Here is an 18,452-nt window from a genome sequence, read left to right as displayed (position 1 = left end):
TATAAAATTCAAAATTCTTTAATATCGATTTAAAGACTGTAGTATAAATGGATATACGTCCTTGTAGGCGTCTTTTCCAAATATACAATCTATGTGCCCGTAGTCAGGTATTACGTGACGTCTGTACTGATTTGGGTTAAATCGATCGATTAGTTTTTTGTAAGTTGTTTCTGTACTTTCTGGGAGATAACAACGATTTTGCGCTCCGTGAATGAACGTGATTGGTAGATTGAGCCGATCCAAATGGGGAACGTAAACGTCTTGTCCTTCTGAATTTACTACCTTATGAGCGCGGATCATCTTAGATAAATGTTCAAACGCTTTGATGTTTGAAACTCCGAACATTTCTCCCAAACCGTAACGATAGGTTTCTTCATTCAAATTTTCTAATCTATAGAGACTACCGTAAAGAAAGGAGATTCTTCTACTAACCGGGTTTACGTCGTGAGAAAAAAGGGACTGAGGTTGTAACGCTAAAACGCTGTTAAAGAATCGATCCAACCAATCGTCGTGATTGCTCGTATACGCGGTCATATCTTTGATTCCAAGGGCGTCTAAAATTTCCGCAGTATGAAATCCTACTTTAATATCCATCGAGGTGGGAACTTCTACATCCGCAGAAATTTGAGACAGCACTACGGAGCGAACTCCTTCTAAACCAGAGAGTAACGCCATCGTAAATGTAGTTGCGCCAAAACAATGAGCTACTACTTGAATTTTATCTACTTTGGTGAGTTCTCTTACTTTGTTAACTGCAGCTGGATAATCTTTGGTAGCGATCGCGTCTCCTGTGTTTGGAAGAGGAGCCGAAGGAAGAGCAATCGAAGTTCTATAATCAAAAAGCCAAACGTCGTATTGATTTTCAAAAAGATATTCTAAAAGATTTGTATCGATCGTATCGATGCTAAAAATCAAACTAGAGACGCCTAACCCAGGAGATAACAGAACTGGTCCTTTGTTACCACCCTTATATCTTAAAAGTCTTAAGTTGGCTCCGTCTTCTGCTTTAAAAAAATGAACTTCGGGAGAAGAAACCCTCAAAGGTCTTTTGGTTCTAGGTCTTGCGTCCTTATCCCAAGGAACAATGGAACTTGCTACTCCACCATAAACGTCATACAGTGCACCTGCAAAAAAAGAACCGAACTTGGTTAATCCTTGGATTGTGTCTATTAGAGATTTTGCATGAATGACTTTCATCGTGGTCATTTGTTTGGCAAAATCTTCTGGAAGAATGTGTAAAATTCCTTTTCCTAAAACAGGAGAATTTTCTGTTTCACCTTCGTAAATCGTAGTAAAAAGCGTGCTTGTATCTCTCCAGATGTTTGTAAGTCCGTCGTTTTGTATCCACTTGGCTCCTACAAAAAGATATTTTTTGCCTTCTTCCGTATTGAGAATCATACGATAAACCATGTTTCTCGTTTCTACTTCGTCTTCTCTAGAAATAAAAAGTAAAAATTCTCCGTTTGTTACAGTGATTACGTCTTTGGAAAGAACAGGAGCTTTTACAGTGCCGAATAACGTTGCCTTGTGATCCGGATTACTAATCATTTCATTTAGGTTTTCGCTTCGGATCGTAAGTAAAAATTCTATGGAAGAGCCTTCGTCCTTACCGATTTGATAACCTCTTTCTGTGTCTTCTTTGGATTGAGTGGAAAAAAAACCTTTCATACATTCTGTAAATTCTATGCCTAATGTTTTTTCATCTGGGACGTTTGTATGTTTAGGATATGAAGGAAGATTGTAATTGATTGTAAGACCTTTTTGAGAGATTAGTTTTTCGCAGGCTCTTTCTGAGATAGCACAGATTGTAAGTAATGGATTGACTCCTAAGGATCTAGGAATTACAGAACCGTCCATGATGTACAATCCGTTATACGTTTCTTTGCCGCTTTTGCCGGAATAAACCTGGCAATTTTCATTGACTGCGGAAGTGGAAGCGTCGTCTCCCATTGGACAACCGCCGAGAGGATGGACGGAAATTAAATCCTGGTCCGTTAGACGATTCCATACAGGGTTTTTAATATAGGTTCCTTGCAGTGGAACAGTAGCTTCTTTTAGTATCGTACTGATTTTTTCAAAAATCGGTTTTTTACCAACGTTCGGCCAGGAAATTCTCAAACGATCATTTTGAAGAAACATTTTTCCGTCATTCCCATCGTGCGCCATTACTAAATAAGTCTGAGTGTTTTTAACTGCGCCTCTATAAGAACCTAAAATAAAACTTAAGAATATTCTAATTTTCTCAATTACCCATTGAAAAAAACCTTTTTTGGTTTTTACTCCTGTCAGTTTAGACGCAATCGCAAAAATTTCTGGTAATTGACCTCGAATTGCACCTGGGATAGAACCTTCTTCTATAATCATTCCTTCATTTAAAGATGCACCTTTACGTGTATCGATGACTCCAGTGATACAAGGGCCTACTTCTGTGTTTGTTTTTTTAGAACCAAAGCCGATTCCGTTGATCGTAGTATTTCCATTATAAGAAAAACCTAACATATCTCCGTTTCCGCTAAAACGAACTCCTACAGAGTCGGAAACGTTGAGTCCTTTTTCTTTGGAGCGAAGTAGGATTTCAGTAGAACCTAAAGAGCCTGCGGAAAGAATTACTGTTTTAGCGCGGATAAATAATTCGTCTTTACTAAACTTTTCCCGATCGAGTCCAAGTGGAACAAAATGAATCAGCCAAGAATCTTCTTGTTTTTCAATATAACTTACTTTTACTTCCGTAAAAATTTGAGCGCCGAAATTTGCTGCATCTGGGAGGTAATTCATCAGAGTTGTATTTTTAGAAGATACGTTACAACCGGTTACACAGTCTCCACAATTTGTACAAGCTTCTTGTTTGACTCCAACGTGATTGATTTTGGATTGGAACGTTACATTAATCGGAGTAGGATAAAATTCTTTCTTTAAAAAAGAAGCGGATGTTTTCAGTGCTTGGTGTTTGGCGAGATTTCGATATTGATTCGGGATGGGGTTTGGTCTTAACATCTCTTCAGCAAGAGAATAATACGGATCAAATCCATGTTTACTTGCTTCTTCTCGAATATTTTTAGGCCAAGCCGGATCTTGAAACACTTCCGGAACTGCTCTAAGGCTTACGTTAGCATTGATAAGCGAAGTGCCTCCCAAGCCACAACCTACTAAAACGTTAATATCCTTGTTAAAGTGAAAATCAAACAGACCATTTTTAGGGCCGATTTGTTTATCTTCGTAGTTTGCTTGTACTTCTTCTAAAGCAGAGATTTCTTTATTCGGAAATTCTCCCGGCCTGATTTCTTTGCCTCTTTCTAAAAGACAGACCTCGATTCCGGCTCTGGAAAGCCTAGATGCTGCGATTGCCCCGCCATAACCGGATCCGATTACGACCGCTTCGTATTGATTTTTAATTTTTTCGATGGGTTGAGATATTTTCTGAATCAATGTTTTTGCCTGGATTAAATTGGCAGAACATTTTCAAAAAAGAGAAATATTGCAAGAAAAATAGCGATATGTAACTTTGAATATTTTAATTTTCTATAAATAGGTTTTAAATATTCGGATAAGTTATGTTAGCTGATTTTTCAACTATTTTCATGGTAAATGACGACTTGCGTTATTTTTTGTTACTACGAAATATTTGATTTGAACTTCTCCCGAAAAATCGGACATGGTTATGTAGAATTTTTATTTCGAAACTCAATTGATAAACTGGAAATAAATTATCAATGAGATTGTCTGTCCTCGTTTACCTAAGAATTGTTCTGTGTATTCTAATGTTAGAATTTATCGTGAAATTTAAAAATGTGGGAGCTCTTACAACTTAAAGATCTACAGTAAGATTTTAAAGATGTAGGAATTCATATAATTTTAAACTGCAATAAAAACAGTTATAAAAGCTTATAACTGTTGAGTAGACGTAATCTGTGGGAACTCCCCATTTAAAAAAAATACTAAGAGCCGGTCTCAAAACCTCATAATACGGGAACTACTACGAAAATTTAGCGAGATTAGAACTGCTTGAAAGTTCGTAAATTGTCAATGCTGCCTAATTGTGGAACTACTGCATTTTATTAAAAATTTCTAAAAAATTATCTCATAAAATTCTTTGAGGTGACAAGCTCTAAGTTGTTGTTTGTAAAAGCGTATGAGTTCCCACCGATTTTGTCTCATACAGTTTGTAAATGGGGAATCATGCAAAAATATTGTAATAGTTCTCACATTAAATGGTTTTGAAGCAGGCTTTTTAATTTTCCTAATCAAGTATGGACCCGAGTTTAGATTCTTGGATATTGTTCTTAGAATTGACTTTGGATTCAAAGTTCGAAAGGTTGATGAATAAAATTTATATAGTTGTTTAATTTTATTTTAAAAATCTAAATTTTCAGAATCTAAAAAGAGGAAAAAATATGTCACAACCAAATTCAATCCTAATGTCTTATGGTTGGGATCCGAGCATTTATTTAGAAGAACCGAAACTTCTTGAAGGTTTAAAACCTGGACGTGTACTTGCTGTTTACGGAGAATATTCAAAAATTATAATAGAACAGGGCGAAAAGAAAGGTATTTTTTCTGGTGCTCTGATGGCTTCTGGGGAATCAATTGTAACTGGAGATTGGGTACTCATACGAGAAATTGAAGGAGATGAACTTTGTATCGTAGAAAAAATTCTTCCCCGAAAAACTTTTCTAAGAAGAAGTAATCCAGGAAAAAGAAAAGGTTCCCAGGCGATTGCGTCAAACATAGATCTTTTATTAGTGATTATGGGTTTAGATAACGATTATAGTCCGAGAAGAATAGAACGTTATTTGTTCTTGGCCAAGGTTAGTGGGGCACAAGTCACGATCGTTTTAAATAAAAAGGATCTTTGTATGGATCCTGAAAATAAATTTATGGAAATTAAAATGATCGCTGGAGAAACACCGATCGAAATGATTTCAGCTTTGGATCTAAAACAGACTCGAACAATTTTGCAATGGATCGATCCGGGAAAAACGATCGCATTTTTAGGATCTTCGGGCGCGGGTAAATCTACTATCATTAATTCTTTATTAGGTGGAGAGATTCAAAAAACCAATGAGGTAAAAGTTTCCGATGGAACCGGAAAACATACTACAACTCGCAGAGAACTGTTTCTTTTACCTTCGGGTGGGGTTCTTATGGACAATCCGGGAATCAGAGAAGTAGGTTTGTTTTCAGAAGGAAGCGAAGACGAACTTGAGGAAGTGTTTCCGGAAATTGCAGTGGCTGCGGAAGAATGTCGTTTTAACGATTGTTCTCATAATGAAGAACCCAATTGCGGAGTTGTAGCGGCCGTAAAAGATGGAAGAATCAGTGAAGCTAGATACTTTTCTTATTTAAAACTTTCGAAAGAATTAATGGCTTATCAGGCCTTGAACGATCCGGAAGAAGCGAGAAAGAAAAAACAAAAAGATAAACAAATGTCCAAAGCTTTACAAAAGAGACTTAAGGATAAGGGTAGAAAATAGTAGCTTTTACAGATTACGTCACTTCGTGTTTAGGAATTTTTTTATTAAATAATAGATTTGTTAAAAAATTCCATAGTGGCCGATTAACAAAACTGCTTCAATCGAACGTTTCCATAAAACAGAAACAAATAGAGAATTCATTTTTTAATGACTCTATTTTAATTTTCAAGTTTAAGAATCCCTTTTTTATTACTTAAATTTATAGAATAGAATGTTGGAATTTTACGTTAAAGAAGAGATTTGTCTCAAAATTCATGATAAAATCAATAGGAGTAAAAAAAGATTTTTACTCCTAAAATAGATTTCGTAGAATAGATCCAAAATCGCCTTTCCCAGTTTTTCGGTTTTTACTTTTTTGAATATGAGATTTTTATTATTATATATCATATTTCTATTTCATTATTCTCTAATGGCCGAGTCTTTATCTCCGGTTTCGGGAAAAATTTCACAATTACAGAAAGATTCTTCTTTAAGTTTTTTTGTATATTACTTTAGCAGTGACTCGGATGAAAATTTTCGAGAAAGAATTTTTGCAAAGGATTCTTCTCTTTCTTTTCAAAACATTCCTGCAGAAGTGTTTTCACTCGGTTTTACAAGTAATACTGCCTGGTTTTATATTCCTTTAAAAAACGATACCAAAAAAGATTACCGAGGAGAATTCGAAATTTTTAATCCTTATTTGGAAGAAGTAGATATTTTCTATCGATACGGTTCTAAGGATTCAATTCATGAAATTCTCGCGGGAACAAGTCGTGTTTACGAAAAAAGTTTTCCTGCACTCAATTTTTACCTTCGTCCTGGGGAAGAAATTCAAATCGTTTGTAAGATCAAAAGTGGAACTCCTATGCGAATTCCTATTGTGTTGGAGTCGGAAGAAAATTTCAATTTTACAAAACTATTTAGAGCGATTCTATTCGGATTAACCTTAGGGTTTGGAATCGCGATGGGTTTGTATAATTTTTCATTGTACATGTTTTTTAGAACGAGATCATACTTATATTATTTTATTATGATTTTATTTTCTACGGTTTATTTGACTTCTTGGGACGGATTAATTTCTCCTCTTTTTAAACCAAATTATGGAAGATATTATCTTCCATTTATACTGGTCCTTTTTTATACTTCCGCTTTGTTTCTTTTTCTTTTTTCTATGGAATTTTTATATCCTGAAAAAAAAGAAAGATATGTAAAAATTATAATATTTTTATATGTAGTTGTCAATTTGCTTTTAATACCTCTCTCCATTTTTTATCCTACTCACTTAAATCGGATTTCGTATTATCTGGGATTGGTTAATAATCTAATCATTGTTTATTTTTGTATTGTGAGAATTAGAGGTGGTTTTAAGTCTGCAAAAAATTTTCTAATCATTCATCTTGTATTTCCTGTCGCTGGAATCCTCACAAATTTAAGTACGTTCGGAGCGATTTCGATCGATTATCTTTCGCTTCATCTACTAAAATTGGCGTTTATTTCTCAGTCCGTTCTTTTTTCGGTTATGCTCGTCCAGAGAATTAAAGAATTGGAATTTAGACTTAAGGATGGTTTACAATCTGAGATTCATAAAAACATTGTACTCCTTAAAAAAGAAATTCAACAAAGAAGAGAAACTGAATGGGAATTAATACAGGCCAAAGAGGTCGCCGAAAAAGCTTCTAAGGTCAAAAGTAATTTTCTTGCAAACATGAGTCACGAAATTCGGACTCCGATGAACGGCGTTTTAGGAATGGTTCAGCTTTTGGGAACAACTAAACTCAACGACGAACAAAAAGAATATGTCGAAGTTCTTTCTGTTTCCGCCAAATCGTTGTTACAAATTATCAACGATATTTTAGATTTTTCTAAAATTGAAGCTGGAAAAGTTATCTTGGAAAGAGAAGTTTTTTCGATTCGTTCTGTTTTGGATGAAATTCACGATCTTTTATATCCTCTTGCAAAACAGAAAGAGATCAATTTTCGTTTAGAAGGTAAATTAGAAATTCAAGAATACGTTTATGGAGATCCTCTTAGACTTCGACAAATTTTATGGAATCTTGCAGGTAATGGAATTAAATTTACGAGTCGCGGAGAAGTGGTTCTTAAGGTGACTCAAAAAAATATTTCTAAAAGTAGCGTATCCATAGAGTTTACGGTTATGGATTCAGGAATCGGAATTCCTTTGGAAAAACAAAAACAAGTCTTCGAAGCGTTTTCTCAAAATGATACGTCTACCGCCAGAAAGTTCGGAGGTTCTGGTTTGGGACTTAGCATCACAAAACAACTCGTGGAACTTCAAGGTGGAGTTTTGAAATTAGAAAGTAAGGATGGTGAGGGCTCTAAGTTTACGTTCACGATTGATTATGATATTCCTTCAGCTTTGGAAATAGAAAAAATTCTTGAAGCGGAAAAGACTAAGGATCTGGAAAAATCTTTTCAAGATGTTGTTGCTAAAAGCACTCGAATTCTGGTTGCAGAGGATAATGAAACGAATTGTCTTTTGATCGAAAGAGCTCTTAAAAAATTAGGATATGATCCGACGGTAGTGCATAACGGTAGGGAAGTAATTGAAAGAATGCAGTTGGAAGCTTTTGATATAATTCTTATGGATATTCATATGCCGGAAGTGGATGGAATTGAAGCTACAAAATGGATTCGTTCAAAAAATCAAAATTCGGAATTTCCTATTATCATCGCTTTGACAGCGGATGCAATTGAAAGTAGTAAAGAAAAATATATTTCTAAAGGAATGAATGATTGTTTAACTAAACCTTTGGATTTGCCAATTCTTAAAAGTACTCTTGATTTATGGTCTAATCGAGTAGACGTCTCTCATTGGAAGTTGTAAGTAGCAATTTTATTGAGTGTAAATTTTACGTAAAAAAATTTTGGATTCTCTTTCGTCGTAAATATATGTTCAAAAAATTTTTTGCTTTCTGTAGATCATTTTATCTGCACTTTTAAACTTTCAATTTAATAGGAGTTCAATTCTAAATTCGGTTCTTTTAAGGACATAAAAGAGTTTAGATCTTTCAGATCAATATTTCCACCGGAAAGGGTTGTGATCTTGTCCAATCCTGAAAAAACCATTTCAAAAACTTTGTATCGAAATTTATCTAAAAAAATCAAACCTTGAGGTGCAGAAGCGTATAGTTTTTTCTCTTCCAGTAATTTTTTAAAGAGTTTTACTCCTAGAAAAGATCTAGAATCATAATTTTCTAATATTCTAAATGTATCATTTAAAGAAGCCAAATTGTCTTTGGGGATTTGAGCGCTTTTTAGAAAATTTAACATTCTAGTAATTATAAAAAGAGAATAAATATCTTCCCTATCAAAATGTTCGGAGGGAATTGCCATGGAAGTTAACCTTGCAAGAAAAATGTCCGATTCGTTTCTTTCCGGAAAGTTAGATGCAATCGGAGAATTTGGAGTCAGATAAAAAAGAGAGGCCCCCATTAAAACTGGCTGTCCCGCGTTAAATTGAAGAGTTTGAATCATGGATTCCAAAGTTTCCATCGGAAGTCCGAGAATTTGATAAGAGGTAATTTGGAATCCAAGCTTAAATCCTTCTTGAACGATCTGAATATATTTTTCGACCGTATGAGGTCTTTTGGTTGTTTCTCGAACGAGTTTATCAGAACTGACTAGAGCTAAGTTTAAATTTGTAAATCCTGCTTCTTTCATTAAGCGAAGAAGTTCTGGATCTAAGCTGATATAAGAGATTCCATTCATAGCCACAAACCGAACGTCTTTTTTTGGAAAGGCATCAATCAATTCTTCACAGAGTTGTTTCATTTCCGGACGAAAGAAAGTCAAGTTGTCGTCTTCAAAATCAAATACTCGATAACCTAATTCGTAGGATTTTTTGATTTCACTTAACACTCGTTCTACGGTGTTTCTTCTATATTTGGTTCCAAAAGTTGTGTGAACTGAACAAAAACTACAACGATGCGGACAACTTCTAGAAGTGATGATAAAACGCATCGGTTTTCCTTCAAAAAGATAATGTATTTTCGATAAATAGGAAAGATCGGGAGGAGGTAGATCTTGAATCGGAAAATTTTCCCCAATCGGATTTAGATACATTTTTCCACTTTCTTTCCATCCAAGGGAACCAACGAGCGCATAACGTTTTTCATTTTGAAATTCGTTTAAAAAGTCACAGATCGCTTTTTCTCCTTCTCCTCGAATTATGAAATCCACATACGGATTTGAAAGCATCAATTCGGGACAGGCGGAAACGTGAGAACCTCCCATCAAAACGGGAACGTTTAAAACTTTTTTTATCTCTTCCGCTGTTTTTAAAGCTTCTCTATAATAGGGAGAAAATAAAGAGGAAATTCCTACAAGATCTGGATTTAAGTATTTTACTTCTTTTGATATATCTTCATAAGAAGCGCCAAAATGAAAGTATTCAAAAAATGTTGAGAATGGACTTCGATCCGGAACCGGATAGTATTCTTTTAGGTATTTGAGTTCGTTTGGAATAGGAATCGTTCTTCTTCCGGCGAGTTTGTTTCCTAATCCTCTATGAAAATCTCTGATTATTACTTCCACATTCGGTAAAAATTTTTGTATGGCCCCTTTGAGATAACAAAGTCCGATCGGCTGTAATCGAATATCGGTATCGTAAAAATCTTCCACCGGAGGTTGAATGAGCAGTAGCCGCATGTCGCCATAGAAACAGAAGGAATTACAAGATCAAGCCTCTTCGTTTTGTTTTAAGTCTAAGAATTGAATTTGACCTAAAGTAAATTTTAAGTTATACTTCGCGCGCGATGGAAAGAAAAGATAGAATACCTTACAAACCTACACAACCAAGTATGAATCTAAGTAAACTGTTGATTCGATTTGCAAAAGATACTTCGGTGGGAACCTTGGAAACGGTCCGGTCCGTTTTGAGTGAATCTTTAGATTGGTCGTCTAAACGGTTATCCGAACTTTCGGGTACACCTTTGGTTCAGAATACGAGTCTGGCTGAATTCTTTTTCAAATCCGGAGAAGTCCTGAAAAATGCAGGTGAAAAAACGGAACAGGGGTTGACGGATGCTTTGATTTCTACTTCAAATGCAATGCAGATAGCGTTAGACGCTCTTGAAAATGCTGATGAAGTTGTTAAAAGAACTCTTTTTGAGAATATTCCAGTTTCTAGTATCGTAGGCGAATCTTTTGCGGGAGTTGTAACTACTTCTCAGGTTCAAGCTTCTTTTAGACTCAAAGGTAAAGATGCAGAATATCAAGAAATTCTAATGGATTGGAAAAATTCAAAATTACCTTATGTGATTTTATGTATTCCAGGTCTTTTTTGTGACGAAGGGCTTTGGAATACAAATGGAGAAATTCCACTTTCAGAAACGATGAAAGAATGCGGTTATTATCCCGTTTATCTTCGATTTAATCCCGGAATTCATCTTTCTACAAATGCAAAAAAAATGTTGGATCTTGTGGAGAATCTTCTAAATTCCCCAGAGTTGGAAAATAGAACGTTAGACGTTATATCTTATAGTCAAGGAGGTTTGATTTTCAGAAGCGCATTATATCAGTCTAAACAGAATGGTTCCCAGTTTTCAAAAAGGATTCGTCATGCGCTTGTGATTAATTCTCCCGATGGAGGATCGTATATCGAAAAGATTGGTTTTTGGTTAGGACTTGGAGCGGAATCGTTGCCGATTCTTCCGGTTCATATTTTGGGTTTTATCGGAAATCAGAGAAGCGACGCAATCAAAGATCTTTCTCATGGAATCATACGTGAAGAGGATTGGATTCAGAACGATCAGATGAAAAGATATTTAAACGATTTGTATTTTGGGGAGCTTGACGACGTAAATGCGACTCAAATTTACAGTTTGGTAACAAAAACGGAATCCAAATGGTCTTCTTGGATTGGAGACGGAATTGTGGAAAAGCCGAGCCTTACTTTGTTAAGTGATAAAGTGTACCGAAAAAAATCCAATCCGGAATCGCGGGTTCATTGTTTATTTGAAACTTCTCATTATCAGGTTATGGCACATCCACAGACGAGTAGGATTCTCCGAGGAACATTAAACGATCGAATAAATTTTTGATTATAAAAGTTCTTTTGTAAACTATTCGTCTCTTTTGATTTATGCCAAGCTGAAACGATATTGATTACTCGGGCACATACAAATAATATTATGAGTTTTTTCTAAAAATTAAAATGTGGATTGTTTTAAAAAAAGACATAAATTTCAGGTTAAACTTAATTTGTGAGAATTTCTATATCTTCGCAAATTGGTCGTTAGTTTTAGGTACAATTTTAATATGTTATAGTAGTAAAGATTATTTAGAGTTTTGTTTTATTATTAAATAAATATATAAACAATAATATTTTATAATTTTATAATAAACTGTTAAACTTTCTATAAAAATAGTCCCATCTAAAATTTGTGAATTTTCTAATCATTCTTCATGTGTAAGTTTTGGGATGGATTCTTAGTGCGGTAAATCTTGATCTCAAATAGACTTTTACGATGAAAATTTGCTGTAGTCTATTATATAATCTTGAGTAGGATTTCTAAATTAGAGTTGTTGAAAAATTCCATAGCGATGGTTAACAAAACTGCTTCAATCGATTATTTCATAAAACAGAAATAAGATGGAGAATTAATTTTTCAACAATTCTATTCTTAAAATTATTTTTTAGAACTTGCTCAATGATGTCAGGCTATTTTTCTGAGTTTCAGAACGGGCTTTAAATTGTAAGTGTCGTTTTTTGGAAAAATTTAAAATGAATATTAAAGAAGCCTCTCTTCTGGATTTGCCAGAAATTGCTAAACTTTTTGACGAATATCGCCAGTTTTATAAACAGAAATCGGATTTAAAGGGTGCGGAAAAATTTATTGAAGAAAGAATTCTTAAACAAGAATCCAAAATTTATCTCTTGATGGACGGTAATACTTGTTGTGGTTTTACTCAGTTATATCCGATATTTACCTCCTTGTCTATGAAACGGGCTTGGATTTTAAATGATCTTTTTGTTAGACTGGAACATCGTAAAAAAGGAGGAGGTAGGGCTTTGATCGAAAAAACTGCTGAACTTGCGAGAGAAACAAGGGCGAAGTATATTCAATTATCAACTGCTTTTGATAATCGTATTGCCCAAAAATTATATGAATCTATAGGTTTTGTAAAAGACGAAGAATTTATTTATTATACTTGGGTTGTGTAGTATATTTTAATTTTATAATATATGTCTGAAGAAAATTTTTTAAATCCGGCAGTCGCTATAAAACTCTGTCAGCGTTGTGGGCAGACTTTTGGTTGTGGCGCCGCTTTTTATTCCTGCGAATGTTTTTCTATAAGTTTGTCGTCTGAGATTCGAAATCAAATCAAAGAAAATTACAAAGACTGTCTTTGTGTTCCTTGTTTGAAAGAATTAGAAAAGTCTAAAAAAGGGAATTTGTAATAACTCACGTTTTATAAAACATTCATTTGTAAATCTTTGAAAGTTTTTAAAAGTAAACTTTCATTTTTATCGTCTAACAGTGTAAAAGGAGCCTATTCTACAATCCATTCCGTTGATACTTCATCATTTTTATGCTTAGACATTTTATTATTAACTCCAAAATCAAATTATCGACTCTAAAAATCTAACGTTGTAAAAATTTCCTAATTAGGTGATTAAATAGATTTTAAATTTGAAAACTAGAGAAGTATGAAATTTTTTATACGTTGGATTTTTCAGTAATATTTTAGAAACTATAAAAAAGCAACTGTGACAGTTGAAAATTGGATTTAAGAGAAAAAGTAAAATTTCAAATTGAGTCTATTTAGATATGAACAAAGTCTGAAAGAAATTTTTGGAATGACAACTTTCATTAAAAAAAGGGAATGAGAATAAACTTATCTTTCGTATAAGATCTAAAAAAGAAATTTTAAATAATGGAATTTGAATTCAATACACTTATCTTATCAGGGTTAATCATACTCAGCATAGGACTTTTAAGAATTTCGTCCAAGTTCGGAGTACCTTCTCTATTGTTATTTTTAATGATAGGAATGGCCGCCGGTTCGGATGGTCCGGGAGGAATTGATTTTGATAATCCGATTCTTGCAAGACAAGTAGGTTCCATAGCATTGGCGTATATTCTTTTTTCAGGAGGATTAGAAACCGAATGGCAAAAGATCAGACCGGTTCTCTGGAAGGGAATCGTTTTAGGCAACTTAGGAGTGTTGATTACTTGGGCCGTAATGGGGCTGTTCTCTGTTTATGTTTTAGGATTCTCACCGATTATAGGATTTTTGTTGGGAGCGGTCGTATCATCTACGGATGCGGCTGCTGTATTCAATGTATTAAGAACTAGAAATACAGGAATGAAAAAAGGACTGACTTCCTTGCTCGAGTTAGAGTCTGGAAGTAACGATCCGTTAGCTGTTCTTTTAACCGTAAGTATATTAAGTCTTTTAGGCCCTCAGATACCGAAGGCAGAAGAATTAGTATTTCATATTATTATACAATTTTCAATTGGGTCTGTAGCGGGAGCTCTATTTGGATACTTAATCTATAAAGGGCTTAATCGAATTAGGTTAGAATACGAAGGATTGTATCCAGTGTTGATTTCTGCTTCTGTATTATTTGTATATTCTGCTACGGAATTGATAGGAGGGAATCCGTTTTTAGCTGTTTATATTGCGGGGCTTGTGTTAGGAAATCAATCCTTTGTTCATAAGCGGAGTAATTTACGATTCTTAGATGGGATTGCGTGGTTGATGCAAATTGTAATGTTCTTAACGTTAGGTTTGCTTGTTTATCCGAGTAGAATTCCTCCACTTTTCGGAACCGGAATTTTATTTTCTTGTTTTTTAGTATTCATTGCGAGACCAATTGCAGTGTTTATCTCTTTAATTAAATCTGGATATAATTTCAAAGAAAAATTATTAGTATCTTGGATCGGACTTAGAGGTGCGGCGCCGATTATACTTGCTACATTCCCGTTTGCTCAAGGAGTGGAAGGGTCAGATAAAATTTTTCATTTAGTATTTTTTACGGTACTCGTTTCTTTGCTGATTCAAGGAACTAGTGTGCCTCAAGTGGTTCGATGGCTCGGGCTAGATGCGCCTTTAGAACAAAGAGCTTCTTATCCGTTCGAGTTTGAAAATAGGGAACAGAGTGATTCCAACCTACTTGAGTTTATCGTACCTTACGGATCGGATACGGTTGGAAAATTTGTATATTCTTTAAATTTTCCGGAGAATTCGTTAATTACTCTAATTTATCGAGGAGACAAACATATTGTTCCAACAGGAAAAACTAAATTAGAAGAAGGTGATGTACTTTTGATTTTGACTCCAAAAGGGAGTGAAGATAAAATTCGAGAAATTCTATCTAAAGTAGATTCAAGTCTGCCTTAATAAATTATCCCAAAATCTAGAAAAGCATAAACATAATATTTTAGAAAATTCAATAAAAGGTTATAATTCTCCCAAGTAGTTCTGTATCTGGAAGTTTTTGAAATTTATAGTAATTTTTATATAGAGCTGTTTCAAAACCTTAAAGAACTTTACGCTATAAGTCTTTAGAAATTTTTAATAAAATACAATAGTTCCTACGAGTTAGGTTACGTTTGGTAATTTGTGAACTTTCGAGCAGTTTTAATCTCGTTAAATTTTTGTAATAGTTCTTGTATTTTTATGAAACTCAACCTCGCGAGTCATTTGATACAAGTTCGTATTTGATGGATGTTTATTAATACTTTATATTTTTAAAATATATTAATTTTTTTATGTTTTTATTTTAGTGATCCCTATGAAATCGAGTGCCGTAAGTTTTTATTGCAAAGTCTTGTTTTAATGCAAAATATTGGGTACTTATTATATGGTTCTGAGTAAATTTACCATAATATTTTATAGCTAGTACTCGGATGCATGAAAATAATACTACCATAAACTTGTTTCAAAAGTTAGAATATACAACTTCCTTTAAAAATGGCTAATAATTCTGGATCAGATGTAATTTTTGAGTACTTCCGCATTTTTGTAAATCGACGGTTAATTTCGGGTACTATTTTTATGCGTTCAAATAGTAGGAAGATGTATTTCTTTTTTACACTGGAGATGATAGAAACTTTTTATTATGAATCTAATATACGGTAGAATAATTACAGCCTATAAATAACGAATATTAAAACTATTAATTTCTACGGAATGGTTTGATAAGAATCCCAGTTTAACACAAAATTTATGACATCCATATTTTATAATATTGAGAGTAAAATCAAATTTCTGGATGAAGATTATTTATTTTATGATTTTAAAATTGGAATCATTTATAACAAAAGGATAAATCACTAAAATGTTTGGTATCAAACTGTATGAACTTAAGGCAAAAATTTAGATTTTATTTTTTAAACTTCTACCCTCCTTACTTTGCGGCGGGGATTCGGTATAAAAAAATAGGTAAGGATTTTACACACTTTCGACTAACAATGAAACTTCATTGGTGGAATCGAAATTTAGTAGGAACTCATTTTGGAGGTTCACTTTATTCTATGTGCGATCCTTTTTATATGTTGATCCTTATGGAAAATTTAGGAGAAGAGTATATCGTATGGGATAAGGCTGCAACAATTCGATTTATTACTCCTGGATTGGGCCAGGTGGTTGCGGATTTTGAAATTCCTAAAGAAGAGATAGAAAGAATTCAAAAAGAAGCGGATGAAAAAAGGAAATTGGATGTATTTTTTCAAACTAAGATTTATGATTCTAAAACTGGAAAGGTAGTCGCAGAACTTGATAAAGTGGTTTATGTAAGAAGAAAAGAAAGGATCAAAAAAGAAAAGAATATTATAAATTCTTAAAAAATCTGAGTATCATTTATTTACTAAACATTCTAGAATTAAATTTATAAAATCTGCATCTAAACAGAATTTATTTTAAAATTTATATGTAGAAATTGCTGATCTCCATAAAGTTAAGTATCGTGAATCTTTATCCAAAACTCTGTTTGAGTAAAAGATATGTGTATTCTATTACGCAGGTCTATTTTTTTTATAAAAATCCAATTGTTTCAGTTTTGGTAAATTTTTTTCAACAAAATCTATTAAAAAGCTCTTAACTTAGATATATTACAAAGTTTTAACTATTGATTTTGAAATTATTACAAAGTTTTGAAATGAACAGTAGTAAAAATTTTGATTACAAACCCTAAAAGTTACTTCGAAAATAGAATTTAACGTTCAAAAAAATTATTCATAAAGTAATCAAATTAGAATTATTTTGGTCAAATTTTTTTTGAGACCTTGACTCTAAGAATGACTCTTGATACTATTTCACCTATAATTGGGACAGACCTTTTGTAAAAATAGAAACGAGTTTAAGAGGCACGATTATTTGTAATGTGTCAGACTTTCTTTGATAAAACCTAACCAAATGGATTGAGATGTTTTTTTTCTTCATGAAATTCCAGCAAACTTTTATCAATTGTTTCTTATTTTTGATTTTATTCTTATCTTTTGTATTATCGAAGGAAATTCATTCTTCTCCTGTAGCCGAGATCTGCGAGTTTGATCAAATTGAATTTGCACTCGATCCTGATTTATCAAACGAAGTGCCTAAAGAACCTAAAAAGAGTCTCGTTTTTTTACCGAAAGAGAATTCGTTTTTAAAATTGGGTTTTATCAAAGAATCGGTCTGGATTCGGTTTAACATCAAACAGTATCCAAGATCCAGATGTTTTTTGAGGATTCCACAAGTAACGTTAGACGGAGCGGCGCTTTTTGCAAAATCTTCCGTTCAAATTACGGGTGATCGTTTTAGATATTCGGAAAGATTCGTAGACGATTATTATCCTGTTTTTTATTTGGAGCCTTTAGATATACAAAAAGAAAAAAATCAATATTATCTTTGGATCAAAACGTCTTCTATTATCAACTTTCCAATTTTTTTGGAATCCGGTTTGGAATATCAAAAAGGAAATTATTATAGAAATCTTTTGATTCTTTTTTTGCTCGTATTGAGTTTATTTATTATACTATTGATTGGTTTTATCTATCGCCAAACTCTTGATCCGGTTTATTTAAGTATCATGGGATTTCTTGTGTTTATAACACTGGAAGGTTGGGTCTGTTTTGCAAACGGATATAAATATCTATGGCCTAACGTACCTCAATTTCAAAATATTACACCTACGTTATTTGCTTTTTTTGCTCTTGCTTGTTCCGTTTGCTTTATGGTTCAGTTTCTTTCGCCTTCGGCTCTTCATAAAATTTTTCGTTTTCTGTTATTCGGAACTGTGATCGTAATTGTATGTTTGGCGATTTTGTCCTCTTTCGTTTTGGATCGTGCTTTGGTCGTAAAAATATTCTCGTGGACATTTATTTTTGTTTCAGTTTTAGTTTTAATTTCTACTTTTTCCATAATAAAATCTTTTTCTCCTGCTAGAAAAATAATCCTATGTATGATTCCTATTATTGGAAGTGGATTAATTAGAATTTTATATTATTTAGATTTACTAAAATATAATGAATACTATGTGCACGCTTATTTATTATCTCTTCCTTCGATTTATATAGTAATTACGGTAAGTCTTAGAGATCGAGAGAAATTTGTAAAAAGGAAATTTTTGAGTCGTGCTTATGATATACGTCAGATGCAGGAAAAATTAAATCTTCCGGTTCAAGTAGTAGGTCAGAATAAAACTCCTTCACTTCAATTCAGTTTAGATCATCTATTGAGAGTAGAACGAATTTTTAAAAATCCAGAATTAAGTAAAAAGGATTTTGCGGAAATTCTCAGGATTGCTCCTAACGATTTAGATCGATTTGTTCAGGAATTTTCTAACCTTCAATCGTTTGAAATTTACATCAATCTATACAGAGTAGAAGAAGCAAAACATCTTTTGAAGACTAGAAAGGATCTAAAATCTTCAGAAATTGCACATAGATCTGGTTTTGCTTCTGGTAGAGAAATGGAAAAGTCTTTTAAAACCTTAACTGGAATGACTTCCTCCGAATATAAATTGATGTTATTTCCGGATTCTATTTAAAA

10 protein-coding genes are annotated in these 18,452 nt (G+C 33.4%); 8 read left to right on the top strand and 2 right to left on the bottom strand.

Annotated elements, in window-relative coordinates; translation table 11 throughout:
* Positions 1-18 precede the first annotated feature (18 nt).
* Entirely contained in the window at positions 19-3,426 is a 3,408-nt protein-coding gene (locus BW942_RS06800; protein WP_000615085.1) for an alpha/beta fold hydrolase, read from the bottom strand.
* A gap of 965 nt (positions 3,427-4,391) precedes the next feature.
* Here BW942_RS06800 and rsgA point away from each other — a divergent pair.
* Complete coding sequence (gene rsgA, locus BW942_RS06785) at positions 4,392-5,471, top strand: ribosome small subunit-dependent GTPase A (protein WP_000082164.1); 1,080 nt, start codon at positions 4,392-4,394, stop codon at positions 5,469-5,471.
* Between the two features lie 361 nt (positions 5,472-5,832).
* Complete coding sequence (locus tag BW942_RS06780) at positions 5,833-8,295, top strand: hybrid sensor histidine kinase/response regulator (RefSeq protein ID WP_001211616.1); 2,463 nt, start codon at positions 5,833-5,835, stop codon at positions 8,293-8,295.
* A 125-nt stretch (positions 8,296-8,420) separates the two neighbouring features.
* Here the strand turns inward: BW942_RS06780 and BW942_RS06775 are convergent, their stop codons facing one another.
* Positions 8,421-10,118 (bottom strand): B12-binding domain-containing radical SAM protein, encoded by a 1,698-nt coding sequence (locus tag BW942_RS06775; RefSeq protein ID WP_001237996.1) that lies wholly within the window; start codon positions 10,116-10,118, stop codon positions 8,421-8,423.
* A gap of 107 nt (positions 10,119-10,225) precedes the next feature.
* Between BW942_RS06775 and BW942_RS06770 the strand changes: the two genes are divergently transcribed.
* The 6 genes from BW942_RS06770 (at position 10,226) to BW942_RS06745 (ending at position 18,450) form a co-directional block, all read left to right on the top strand.
* Positions 10,226-11,512, top strand: coding sequence for an esterase/lipase family protein (locus tag BW942_RS06770; RefSeq protein ID WP_000439958.1), 1,287 nt, complete (start codon positions 10,226-10,228; stop codon positions 11,510-11,512).
* A 683-nt stretch (positions 11,513-12,195) separates the two neighbouring features.
* Positions 12,196-12,636: a GNAT family N-acetyltransferase gene (locus tag BW942_RS06765; protein ID WP_001021825.1), complete on the top strand. Its 441-nt coding sequence runs from the start codon at positions 12,196-12,198 to the stop codon at positions 12,634-12,636.
* A gap of 21 nt (positions 12,637-12,657) precedes the next feature.
* Complete coding sequence (locus BW942_RS06760) at positions 12,658-12,873, top strand: cysteine-rich CWC family protein (protein WP_001288215.1); 216 nt, start codon at positions 12,658-12,660, stop codon at positions 12,871-12,873.
* Between the two features lie 476 nt (positions 12,874-13,349).
* Positions 13,350-14,819: a potassium/proton antiporter gene (locus tag BW942_RS06755; RefSeq protein WP_000393930.1), complete on the top strand. Its 1,470-nt coding sequence runs from the start codon at positions 13,350-13,352 to the stop codon at positions 14,817-14,819.
* A gap of 959 nt (positions 14,820-15,778) precedes the next feature.
* On the top strand, positions 15,779-16,264 hold the full coding sequence (locus BW942_RS06750) for a DUF4442 domain-containing protein (protein WP_001053574.1): 486 nt from the start codon (positions 15,779-15,781) through the stop codon (positions 16,262-16,264).
* A 581-nt stretch (positions 16,265-16,845) separates the two neighbouring features.
* Positions 16,846-18,450, top strand: a complete 1,605-nt coding sequence (locus BW942_RS06745) for a 7TM diverse intracellular signaling domain-containing protein (RefSeq protein ID WP_000464730.1) — start codon at positions 16,846-16,848, stop codon at positions 18,448-18,450.
* Positions 18,451-18,452 lie beyond the last annotated feature (2 nt).

It is taken from the genome of Leptospira interrogans (assembly GCF_900156205.1).
GTDB lineage: Bacteria > Spirochaetota > Leptospiria > Leptospirales > Leptospiraceae > Leptospira > Leptospira interrogans.
The sequence above is the reverse complement of the archived record's forward strand: the minus strand, read 5'-3'. Positions and strand labels throughout refer to the sequence as shown.